Consider the following 11,586-nt stretch of genomic DNA (forward strand, 5'->3'; position numbering starts at 1 on the left):
TGGTATATTTAAAAGAAAGTTTCAGAGCGAAAGACGGGATTTGAACCCGCGACCCTCACCTTGGCAAGGTGATGCTCTACCCCTGAGCTACTTTCGCAGTCTTTTAATGAACGTGCAATATTGCTATTGCGGATGCAAATTTAAAATATTTCTCATAAAACCAAAGGCTTTTTTACAAAATAATATTTTTTATTTCTAAGCGCGTTTTTCTTTTATCAACATTCGCTTTATTTCATTTAGTTTCATAAGCGCTTCAACTGGTGTAAGTGTATCAATATCAATATGTAAAATCTCGTCTTTTATATTTTCTAGTAAGGGGTCGTCCAGATTAAAAAAGCTTAATTGCATATCATCTTTTAATGATTTTACCTTGTCGGTAAGTTCTTCACTTGAGTGAGACTTCTCTAATTTCTGTAAAATCTTATTGGCCCTATGGAGCACTTGCTGTGGCATGCCTGCCATTTTTGCGACATGAATACCAAAACTGTGAGCACTACCGCCTTCAACTAGTTTTCTTAAGAAAAGTACATTATCTTTTAATTCTTTAACCGACACATTAAAATTTTTAACGCGTTCGAAGGTTTCGGTCATTTCATTTAACTCATGGTAATGCGTTGCAAACAGGGTTTTAGGTTTCGCCGGATGTTCATGTAAATATTCACTAATAGCCCAGGCGATGGAAATGCCGTCATAGGTACTTGTCCCTCGTCCTATTTCATCAAGTAACACCAAACTTCTTTCCGAAATATTATTCAAAATTGAAGCTGTTTCGTTCATTTCTACCATAAACGTAGATTCACCCATCGAAATATTATCACTCGCTCCTACTCGTGTAAATATTTTATCAACTAAACCAATTCTAGCTTCTTTTGCAGGCACAAAACTCCCTATTTGAGCGAGTAAAACGATTAATGCTGTTTGACGCAAGATAGCCGACTTACCAGACATATTTGGCCCGGTAATCATAATGATTTGCTGCTCACTTCTATCTAAAAATACATTATTAGCTATGTAATTTTCTCCAATAGGCAATTGCTTTTCAATCACTGGGTGTCTTCCTTCTGTAATATCTAAATCAAAAGAATCATCAATAGATGGATACACGTACTGATTGTCTTTTGCTAATTGGGCAAATCCACATAAACAATCTAGTTGTCCAATTAAAAAAGCGTTTTGTTGTACGGCCTTTATATACTGATTAAGCCAACTGACCAACTCTAAAAACAACTGCTGCTCAATGGCTAAAATCCGATCTTCAGCACCTAAAATTTTAGCTTCGTATTCTTTGAGCTCTTCGGTGATGTATCGCTCTGCACTTACCAGTGTTTGCTTTCTAATCCACTCTTCTGGGACCTTATCTTTATGCGTATTTCTGACTTCTATATAATACCCAAACACGTTGTTGGAAGCTATTTTTAAAGATGTAATTCCTGTTCGTTCACTTTCGCGCTCAAGCATCTTGTCTAAATAATCTTTTCCAGATTTTGACAATCCTCTTAAATCATCTAATTCCAAAGAAAATCCAGAAGCAATGGTTTGGCCTTTTAAAACATTAACAGGCGCCTCTTCATTAAGTGTCTCTTTTATTTTTTCGCGAAGCACCTCGCAACTTTGAAGTGTCTCACCAATAATATTTAAAGATTGATTTTCACAACTTGAGGCAATCGATTTTATAGGCACAATGGCTTCTAAGGAATTTTTAAGCTGAATAACCTCTCTGGGATTCACTTTACCAGTGGCTATTTTTGAAATTAATCGTTCTAAATCGCCAATATGTTTTATGTGATTCTGAATTTTTTGAAGCGTCGTGTTTTCTTTAGTTAAATAATCGACCACTTCATGACGTTGTTTTATTTTCTCTACACTTTTTAAAGGCAAGGCCAACCAGCGTTTTAACAAACGTCCGCCCATAGGCGAAATGGTTTTGTCAATCACATTTAAAAGTGTCACAGCATTCTGATTGGTAGAATTGTAAAGTTCTAAATTGCGTATGGTAAACTTATCCATCCACACATAGGCATCTTCAGCAATTCTGGAAATAGAAGTGATGTGTTGTATTTTGTTATGCTGCGTCTCAGATAAATAATGCAAAATAGAACCAGAGGCGATAATGCCTTCATACAAGTCTTCTATTCCAAAACCTTTAAGCGATTTGGTATTGAAATGCTTCGTTAAGATTTCATAAGTATAATCAGCTTGATAAATCCAATCTTCCATATAAAAAGTATGAAAGTCGTCCCCAAAGGTTTCTATAAACGTAGTTCTTTTTCTTTTTGACACTAAGACTTCACTCGGATTAAAATTTTGCAAGAGCTTATCAATATACTCCGAATTTCCTATTGAGGTTAAAAATTCACCCGTTGAAATATCTAAAAAAGAAACACCAATATGGGATTTATCAAAATAAACAGAGCATAAAAAATTATTGGATTTTGAGACCAGAACCTCATCATTAAATGCTACACCAGGAGTTACCAATTCTGTTACGCCACGTTTTACAATGTTTTTAGTGAGTTTAGGATCTTCCAATTGGTCGCAAATTGCAACACGCTCACCTGCTTTCACCAACTTGGGCAAATACGTGTTTATAGAATGATGAGGAAACCCGGCAAGTTCAATTTCACTTTCACTTCCTGCACCTCGTTTGGTTAAGATAATTCCTAATATTTTAGCCGTTTTTATAGCATCTTCACCAAAGGTTTCATAAAAATCACCCACACGAAACAATAACAAAGCATCAGGATACTTTGTTTTAATCGTATTATACTGCTTCATTAAAGGGGTTTCTTTTTTTGCCAATGGAATATTATTTATATCTTATTTTTGTAATTTAAATAGGATTGCTAATGTAATTATTATTTCATGTTTTTTGAAACTGAAATATAATTACTTATTGATAATTATTCACAAATTTACCGATGCGAAAACTAAAAAATAACGAGTTAGATAGATTAAGTGTAGAAGATTTTAAATTGGTAAACAAAACGCCCATTATTATTGTGTTAGATAATATTCGAAGTCTCAATAATATTGGCTCTGTATTTAGAACCAGTGATGCGTTTTTGATTGAAAAAATTTATCTCTGCGGAATCACAGCAAAACCACCACATAAAGATATTCATAAAACAGCATTAGGAAGCACCGATACGGTAGATTGGGAATATGTTGAAAATACCATGGATTTAATTGAAAGACTGAAAGCTAAAAACATAAAAATATGCGCTGTTGAACAAGCTGAAAATGCAACAATGCTCAATGATTTTAAAGTTGAAACAAATACAAAATATGCCTTAGTTTTTGGCAACGAGGTAAAAGGTGTTGCACAAAATGTGGTTACCGCAAGCGATGTAATCATTGAAATACCACAATTTGGAACCAAACACTCTTTAAATATTTCGGTAAGTGCAGGTGTTGTTATTTGGGATGTTTTTAATAAGCTGAAATTGAAAAGCTAAAAGTGACCAGTTTTATTTTAATTATTTACCTTTAAAATCATAACTTAATTTCACTTTTTATCAACTAATTAATTCATTAAAAATGCACTTGTCACAAATTTTCAAGATTTTAATAGTATGCTTAATCACATCGTTCTCTCTAGCTCAAGAAATAGATCCAAATGAGGTTAAAAACATCATGAAAAAGGTTGCTGATTGGCAAATAGAACATTTCCAATATCTATACAGCGGATATGATGAACCGCACCATCCATTGGACTGGACAAATGGCGCACTGTATGTTGGGATGATAAAATGGGCTTCAATAGCTGATAATGACAAATATTACAATTGGTTAAAAGACATTGGAGAAAAACATGCCTGGCAATTGTACAAACGTAAATATCATGCAGATGATCATACCGTAGGACAATTATATATTGAACTTTACCGTAAATTCAAGGATAAAAAAATGATTGAGCCAACAAAAGAGCAGTTCGATTTCATCATGTACCATCCCGCACAAACATCTCTAAAATGGGAATCTCCTTATCACCAAAGCCGATGGAACTGGTGTGATGCCTTATTTATGTCGCCGCCTGTTTGGGCGAAACTTTATAAGATTACGGGGGAAGAAAAATATTTAGATTTTATGATGACTGAATTTAAAGCTACAACCGATTTCCTGTTTGATAAAAAAGAAAATCTGTATTATCGAGACGAAAGATATATCTCTCAACTCGATCATGGCACAAAAATATTCTGGTCTCGAGGTAACGGCTGGGTATTTTCTGGTCTTACAAATATTATGAACGAGCTAATCCCAAAGAGCAAAGAATACAAGTATTTCTTAAAAATTTATAAAAAAATGGCTGAAAAACTCGTTAAAATTCAAACCCCTGAAGGCCATTGGTCAATGAGTTTATTAGGACAAGCATTTTATCCAACACCGGAAACAAGTGGTTCTTCATTTTATATTTATGGTTTAGCTTGGGGTATAAATAATGGTGTTTTAGACAAAGCCACTTACCAGCCAGCAGTAACAAAAGGATGGAACGCCATGGTTAGCCATGTTACAGAAAATGGAATGTTAGGCTACGTACAACCCATAGGTGCTGCTCCTGGCAAGGCATGGGCAGATAAAACCGAAGTTTATGGAACAGGTGCTTTTTTAAGTGCAGGTTCAGAAGTGTATAGGTTGAGTGGTGGTAAATAAAATATCGTTAACGCCGGTAATTTAATTATCTAAATAGCGATATGGGGCACCAAACTTTCTTTAAATATTTCTGCAAGATGTGTGGGGTTTTTCTTTTGGCTATTTCTTTTCATATAAAACCTTCCAGACTAATTATTTTCATAACTTTAGGTGACTAATGTTACGCTGCAAGTAATTATTTAATATGATATTTGTACTTATAAAGTATCGATTATGAAATTAATACAATTCCTAGCAATATCACTTCTTATAATTAGCTGTAATAATAAAGAAAAACAAAACAATAAAACAGTTTCTCAAGAGTTAACAAATAAAGAAACTACGCATCCTGGAAAAACACTTATGGAAACCCATTGTTATGTTTGTCACAACCCAAAGATGCCTGAAAACGGCAGAAGAATTGCACCTCCAATGGTAGCAATAAAAATGCATTATATAAATGACGATATAACCAAAGAAGAATTTATCAATCAAATTGTAACCTATGCTTCAAATCCAACCCAAGAAAAAGCAAAACTTTTTGGAGCCGTTAGAAAATTTGGTGTCATGCCAAAACAACAATTTCCTGAAGGCGTTATTGAAAAAATTGCCGACTACATGTTTGATCACGAAATTGAGGAACCAGAGTGGTTTCAAGAGCATGTAAAAGGTAAAGGATTTCGAAATCGTAATCAAAACGGTAAAAAATATGCGAAAGTTGAATCTCCTAAAGCCGCTGAAGATATTGGTATGGCGTATGCCCTTTCAACAAAAACCGTATTGGGACAAAATTTGATGGGAACGATTCAAAAGAAAGGAACCTTGGCTGCACTAAATTTTTGTAACATAAAAGCCATGCCTTTAACAGATAGTATGGCAATAAAATATAATGCCACTATAAAAAGGGTCACCGATAAAACCAGAAACCCAGATAATATAGCAAATTCTGAAGAATTAAAATATATTAACCTTTACAAAGCCCAAGTAGCGCTTAATCAAGAACCAAAACCATCCATTATTGAAAAAGAGGATAAAATTCAATTTTATTACCCCATTACAACCAACACGATGTGTTTACAATGCCATGGGAATTCTAAAGAAATTTCAACAGCAGTGAGAGAAAAAATAGTAGCTTTATATCCAAACGACTTAGCCATTGGATATTCTGAAAACCAGGTAAGAGGAATGTGGAGTATTGAATTTGATAACCCAAAAAGTAATTGAATAATGAAACAAATTTTTGAAGTAGAAAACATAAAATGCGGAGGTTGTGTTAATAGTATAAAAACAGCACTTTTAAAATTAGACGCCGTAGAAGAGGTTTCTATAGATAAAGACACAGACACCATAAACATAACAGGCACTATTGAAAGATATATAGTTTTAAAAAAACTAAATGAACTTGGTTATCCTGAAAAAGGTGAAAACACAATGATTAAAAAAGCCAAATCGTATGTTAATTGTGCTTTTGGAAGAATGAATGAATAGGACTAAAATCATTAACATTTTAAACTATATTATTGAAGTTAATGTAAAAACGTGGCTAAAAAAATAAAAAAACCTTGGCCTACAAAAGATGTCATGAATCAGATTTATGACATACATCTTTGGGGAGGACACACATTCGATTTTTATTCTGGCTTTGGTTCTCACGATCCAAAAATTATAAAACCATATTTAAAAGTATTAGTTGCATTTTTAGAATCTCACAATAGGTCTTTAGTCGTTTGCGATTTAGGATGTGGCGATTTTAATATTGGAAAACACTTCACTCAATACACCAAAAAATATATTGCCATTGATATTGTTGAAAATCTAATTGATAGAAATAAAACCTTATACAAAGAAGATAACTTAGTGTTTGCTTGTTTAGATATTACTAAAGATGATCTTCCAGAGGCAGACTGCATGATACTTCGTCAAGTATTGCAACATTTATCTAATTTAGAGGTACAAAACCTAGTCGAAAAATTAGCAAATTATAAATATGTTATTCTTACGGAACATCTACCGGTTGGTGACTTTATTTCTAATAAGGATATTATTTCTGGGCAAGGTATTCGATTAAAACAAAACAGTGGTGTAAATATATTAGAGCCTCCTTTTAGTATCAAAATAAAAGCCCGAAAACAATTTGACGAATATATTTTAGAAAATGAAAAAGGGCGTATTGTAACCATATTGTTTGAATTGTATTAAAATCACATACTTTCCATTTTGAAAGTTTTTATGTACAGTTTATCTTGATTCTAAATTTAAAAAAATTTAACTTCGCTTATCATCTGATATAAGTCATTAAAGCGACGTCATATCATAGCGTTACCAAACATTTGAGAAAAACTCTATACATATTGACAGTTTTAGTATTCGGAGCAATTTATGTTCAATAAAATAAAACTTCTAATAGTAATTTACAAGCGGAATTTAAATCAGAACGTATTGAATTGATAAAAACGAAAATAGATATTGTTTCAATCTACAAACAATATGTTATTCAAAAAAAATAAGATTTAACTTGAAGCACATTAGATCTTTTTTGGATAATAGTTTTAACTATAAGACTCTTAAAAGAATAACTGTTACTTAATCATCAATATGATACATTATAAAACCATATATACTAGCCTGTTCTTTTAAATAGGAAAGAAGATTTGAAGCACCATAATGCCCTGCATTTTTTTCTGATTTCAATAAGACTGGATTGGTTTGAGCTTTCCTATTCTGCATTTCGGCTGTAAACTTATAAGAATGAAATGGTGGTACGCGATCATCGTTTTCAGATGTTATAATAAGCATTGTCGGATAGTTTATATTTTCTTTAATATTGTGATAAGGCGAATAATTATATAAATTTCTAAAGCCTATACTATCTTTTACTGTACCATACTCATCATGATGAAATCGACCTATTGTAAACTGCTCAAAACGCACCATATCTAAAGGAGCGACTATAGGGACGACTACTTTAAATAAGTCTGGACGTTGTATAGCTGCCACAGCAACTACTAGCCCTCCGTTAGAACTACCAGTTATGGCTAGTTTCTCACTATTTGTGTATTTTTTTTCAATTAAAAATTCTGCTGCATCAATGAAATCATTAAATGAGTTTTGTTTTTTCATCCCTTTACCCTCTTTAGCCCATTCAGGGCCTTTATCTCCTCCTCCTCTTATGTTAGCAAATGCAAAAATCCCTTTTTTTCTTACAAAACCTACAATTCCGGGATCAAAAGAGGGAAGACTTACTAATCCAAATCCACCATACGCCTTTAAAATTGTCGGATTTGACCCATTTAACTCAATATCTTTGCGGTGAACAATTATCATTGGTATTTCCACGCCGTCCCTTGATAAAAAATTCAGATTTTTAAAGACAATATCTTCATATTTGAAATTTACTTTTGTTTTTTTAACTAACTTTTGCTTAAAAGTTTGAACATTAAACTTAAATACGGCTTTTGGAATTGTATATGACTGGATATAAAAAAGTAATTCATCGTCAGTTTTATTTCCGCTAAAGCCTCCAATAGTAGAACCTAACGGAAATTTTGAATTATATAAAATTTGACCTTGATAGTCATAAACAATAAGAATAGGCTGTTGGTTTGACTGATAAATAGTCACTATTCTCTCTGAAAATAGAAAATAATTTAAAAGTAATGCAGTAGAAATATCGGGAGTAATCTGATTCCAGATATGTGGGAGAGATTTATTAAAAGAAATTAATATTCCACTTTCAGAATTTTTATTTGTTTTAGCAATAAAATTATCACCTTGACTATCTAGAATTGTGATTGAGTGATCAATATTAGAAAAAAGTTTGTTTAAATTTTTATTTTCAGAATGATAGTCAATATAAAATATATTGGTTTTTCCCTTTTCTTCATTCATTTCATAGATAACAAAATAACGTTGATCTGAAGTAGTTAGGAACTCAAATTGTGTTAAAGGGTTTTTTTCTCTTGCAAATACCAATTTATCGTCCTTCTGTTTTGTTCCAAGTTTGTGATAATAGACCTTATTATTAAGTGATTTACCATAATAATTTAATTGCTCATAGGTAGAATAAAAAAAGCCGTCCTCCAACCATGAAATATTAGAAAATTTCACTCCCTTGATATGGTCAGTCATGAGCTTTTTAGTTTTCATATTCATGATCTTAATTTCTGACCAATCACTACCATTTCTACCATATTTAACAGCTAGAAATCTAGAATCTTTTGATATTTCGAAGTTTTGGATATTAATAACATCTTCCTTTGATATTTCTTTTGGTCCAACAAGTAATGATGGATTCTCTTTCAATTGTCTTCTAAAATAAAGAGAAGGACGAGATATTAATGAAGTGTAGTACAAATTAAAATAATAGTCTCCCTTTTTTACTGGATAATCATATTCAGTATAACCATAAGTGTCAACTGCTTCATATGATCCTGTTTTATAAGATACTTTCTTTAAATATTTTTTTGATAATTCATTTTGCTCTAATATCCAATCTTTTACCTCGGGAGCTTCTGTGTCCTCCAACCAGCGAAAGTTGTCAGTAATTTGATTACCAAAATAGTAGTCGGTTATAGGGCTTTTTTTTGCAGGTACTGTATAATAATTCTGACCAAAGGAATAAAATTGAAACAAAAGCATCAAAGAAAGTAAAAACTTACCTTTCATAGTCAAGACGTTTAAAGGATGATGGGGTAAATATAATTATATTCGTTTATTTCAGCCTTATAAATTCATATGTGTTTTCAGGAGTTACACATTATTCAGCTTCTAAAAAAGATAACCCAATAGTAATGGTTTCTGGTTTACAATTAGCTGAATATCTATCATTAAACCCTTTGCTATAACCAACATAATTGTCTTTTATGCGAAAGAATGAATTTAAAAAAAGAATAATCGTATAAAAACGTGTGGTAACACCGTATAAATTTAATTGCTAGTTCTAGCCTACTTACGAAAATCTTTGCGGATTTTTTATTCAGTTTGTATTTGCCAAAATTAGTTGCTGAAATATGCAACTAATCTTATACAAACACGATAAGCGCACCAAATATTATGCCCCACAAATAACATCTAAAACGCTTAAATAATCTTCACGGTTACTAACAAAATCTTTATTAGAAATATCAATAATTTTTACATTAAAATCTGTCTGGCTTTTTAAAAATTCTAAATAACCAGCATTAATTTTTTCTAAATACTCATCGGCAATGTTTTGCTCATAATCGCGCCCTCGTTTCTTTATATTTTCTTGAAGTCGTTGCGTATTTTGATATAAATACACATATAGTTCTGGCTTTGCGATGTCTTTATACATTAAATAAAATAACTTTCTGTATAACTTAAATTCATCTTCTGGCAAGGTTATTTTTGAAAAAATCAAAGATTTAAACACATCGTAATCACTCACAATAAAATCTTTAAACAAATCAAGTTGTGATAAATCATCAGAGATTTGCTGGTAGCGGTCTGCTAAAAACGACATTTCCAACGTAAAGGCGTAGCGTTGCGCATCTTCATAAAACTTCGGCAAAAAGGGATTATCTGCAAAGCGTTCTAAAATGAGTTTTGCATTAAAATCATCTGCTATCTTATTTGCTAAACTCGTTTTTCCTGCACCAATATTCCCTTCAATAGCGATATAGCTATACTTTGAAAAATCATATTTCCTGCTAGGGTTTTTTAACCAAATATTAATAGGTTCTAATTTGCTTTGGTCTTTACAGCCTTCTAACAATTCTGTAACACTTTGCTTCGTTTTCGGGTGTATCATTTTTGGAGCAATATCATACAAAGGTTGTATTACAAACTTGCGTTTATGCATTTCTGGATGAGGGACTATAAGCGACTTCGTCTTAATAATGTCATCTTCATAAAAGATAATATCTAAATCTATTATTCTCGCTTCATATCCTGATTTTTTTGAACGAATACGGCCTAAACGCTTTTCTACATTAAGCAATTCTTTCAGAACCTCCTCAGCCGGTAACTTTGTTATTAATCGAATACATGTATTTAAAAAATCGGCACTTTCAAAACCAAACGCAGGACTGTTATATACTTTTGAAATAATATCGACCTTTCCTATTTTTAAATAAATAAGATTAATGGCGTCTTGGAGGTTTTTAAACCTATCCCCTTTATTACTACCTAATGATATATATACGATGTGAGACTGAATCATAATTGATAACAAAATAACTAAAAGAAAATCACTTTAACTTATATTTGCGTAAACTGTTAATAAGTTTCTATGTCATTAAGAAATAAGCTTGCGGCTCAACGTATTTACTTTTTATTAGGAGGTTTGTTTATTACCTCTTTAGTGGTCTCCAATTTAATTTTTCAAAAATTCTTTTATTGGTATCCGTTTCATCTTGAAATTTTTGGCACGAAACTTTTTGAAATCTCAGTAGGCATTTTACCCTATCCCATCACCTTTTTAATTACTGATTTAATAAGTGAAATTTATGGAAAAAAACGCGCTAATGATATTGTTGTTATAGGTATTTTCGCGTCTTTATTTTCATTATCGATTGTTTATGTTTCAAACGCTGTACCTGCTACCAGTTGGTCTCCCGTAGGGAACACTATGTTTTCTACCGTTTTCGGAAATACTGCCATAGCTGTTTTTGCCAGTATGCTTGCTTATTTGTTTGCTCAATTTATTGATATTCAAATATATCATTTTTGGAAACGACTCACTAAAGGAAAAATGCTATGGCTCCGTAATAATTTTTCAACCTTTTCATCGCAGTTTGTAGACACGTTTACCATTTTGATTTTACTGTGTTCCTTTGATATTATTGAATGGAGCAAATTTGAAGGGTTACTTGTGGCGGGTTTTATATTTAAAGCGTTAATTGCTTTTTTTGATACACCTTTTTTATATTTAGGGGTTTATCTCTTTAGAAGACGGTTTAATTTAAAAGTGAATGAGGAAATAAATTTAGTATAATG

General features: G+C 32.1%; 9 protein-coding genes and 1 tRNA gene. 6 read left to right on the plus strand and 4 right to left on the minus strand.

All coding sequences use genetic code 11. From position 1 onward, the window contains the following. Positions 1 to 25: 25 nt before the first annotated feature. Together AC15TD_RS06925 and mutS are read right to left on the minus strand one after the other, a co-directional pair. Positions 26 to 97 (minus strand) — tRNA-Gly (locus AC15TD_RS06925). A gap of 98 nt (positions 98 to 195) precedes the next feature. Continuing rightward, positions 196 to 2,775, minus strand: a complete 2,580-nt coding sequence (gene mutS, locus AC15TD_RS06930; RefSeq protein ID WP_484451466.1) for a DNA mismatch repair protein MutS — start codon at positions 2,773 to 2,775, stop codon at positions 196 to 198. A 143-nt stretch (positions 2,776 to 2,918) separates the two neighbouring features. Here mutS and AC15TD_RS06935 point away from each other — a divergent pair, with 143 nt between their 5' ends. The 5 genes from AC15TD_RS06935 to AC15TD_RS06955 all read left to right on the plus strand — a co-directional run bounded on the left by AC15TD_RS06935 (position 2,919) and on the right by AC15TD_RS06955 (position 6,828). Continuing rightward, on the plus strand, positions 2,919 to 3,455 hold the full coding sequence (locus AC15TD_RS06935) for an RNA methyltransferase (RefSeq protein ID WP_484451407.1): 537 nt from the start codon (positions 2,919 to 2,921) through the stop codon (positions 3,453 to 3,455). Positions 3,456 to 3,543: 88 nt separating this feature from the next. Continuing rightward, positions 3,544 to 4,650 carry a glycoside hydrolase family 88/105 protein gene (locus AC15TD_RS06940; RefSeq protein WP_484451408.1) on the plus strand — a complete coding sequence of 369 codons (1,107 nt, stop codon included), beginning with the start codon at positions 3,544 to 3,546 and terminating at the stop codon, positions 4,648 to 4,650. Between the two features lie 213 nt (positions 4,651 to 4,863). Next, entirely contained in the window at positions 4,864 to 5,853 is a 990-nt protein-coding gene (locus tag AC15TD_RS06945; RefSeq protein WP_484451409.1) for a Tll0287-like domain-containing protein, read from the plus strand. A 3-nt stretch (positions 5,854 to 5,856) separates the two neighbouring features. Further along, the gene (locus AC15TD_RS06950) at positions 5,857 to 6,117 is read left to right on the plus strand and encodes a heavy-metal-associated domain-containing protein (RefSeq protein WP_484451410.1); all 261 of its coding nucleotides are present in this window, start codon (positions 5,857 to 5,859) and stop codon (positions 6,115 to 6,117) included. 51 nt (positions 6,118 to 6,168) lie between these two features. Further along, complete coding sequence (locus AC15TD_RS06955) at positions 6,169 to 6,828, plus strand: class I SAM-dependent methyltransferase (protein ID WP_484451411.1); 660 nt, start codon at positions 6,169 to 6,171, stop codon at positions 6,826 to 6,828. 384 nt (positions 6,829 to 7,212) lie between these two features. On the opposite strand, the gene AC15TD_RS06960 is transcribed toward AC15TD_RS06955, so the two are convergent. Then, positions 7,213 to 9,294 carry a prolyl oligopeptidase family serine peptidase gene (locus AC15TD_RS06960; protein ID WP_484451412.1) on the minus strand — a complete coding sequence of 694 codons (2,082 nt, stop codon included), beginning with the start codon at positions 9,292 to 9,294 and terminating at the stop codon, positions 7,213 to 7,215. 385 nt (positions 9,295 to 9,679) lie between these two features. Next, complete coding sequence (gene folK / locus AC15TD_RS06965; protein WP_484451413.1) at positions 9,680 to 10,810, minus strand: 2-amino-4-hydroxy-6-hydroxymethyldihydropteridine diphosphokinase; 1,131 nt, start codon at positions 10,808 to 10,810, stop codon at positions 9,680 to 9,682. 69 nt (positions 10,811 to 10,879) lie between these two features. Between folK and AC15TD_RS06970 the strand changes: the two genes are divergently transcribed. Then, positions 10,880 to 11,584 (plus strand): queuosine precursor transporter, encoded by a 705-nt coding sequence (locus AC15TD_RS06970; protein WP_484451414.1) that lies wholly within the window; start codon positions 10,880 to 10,882, stop codon positions 11,582 to 11,584. Positions 11,585 to 11,586: the final 2 nt, after the last annotated feature.

Source organism: Yeosuana sp., assembly GCF_057126245.1.

What these genes read in the sequence shown, in the direction of transcription:
- mutS (WP_484451466.1), bottom strand. Translation starts at nt 2,775, where the DNA reads ATGAAGCAGTATAATACGATTAAAACAAAGTATCCTGATGCTTTGTTA.
- AC15TD_RS06935 (WP_484451407.1), top strand. Translation starts at nt 2,919, where the DNA reads ATGCGAAAACTAAAAAATAACGAGTTAGATAGATTAAGTGTAGAAGAT.
- AC15TD_RS06945 (WP_484451409.1), top strand. Translation starts at nt 4,864, where the DNA reads ATGAAATTAATACAATTCCTAGCAATATCACTTCTTATAATTAGCTGT.
- AC15TD_RS06950 (WP_484451410.1), top strand. Translation starts at nt 5,857, where the DNA reads ATGAAACAAATTTTTGAAGTAGAAAACATAAAATGCGGAGGTTGTGTT.
- AC15TD_RS06960 (WP_484451412.1), bottom strand. Translation starts at nt 9,294, where the DNA reads ATGAAAGGTAAGTTTTTACTTTCTTTGATGCTTTTGTTTCAATTTTAT.
- folK (WP_484451413.1), bottom strand. Translation starts at nt 10,810, where the DNA reads ATGATTCAGTCTCACATCGTATATATATCATTAGGTAGTAATAAAGGG.
- AC15TD_RS06970 (WP_484451414.1), top strand. Translation starts at nt 10,880, where the DNA reads ATGTCATTAAGAAATAAGCTTGCGGCTCAACGTATTTACTTTTTATTA.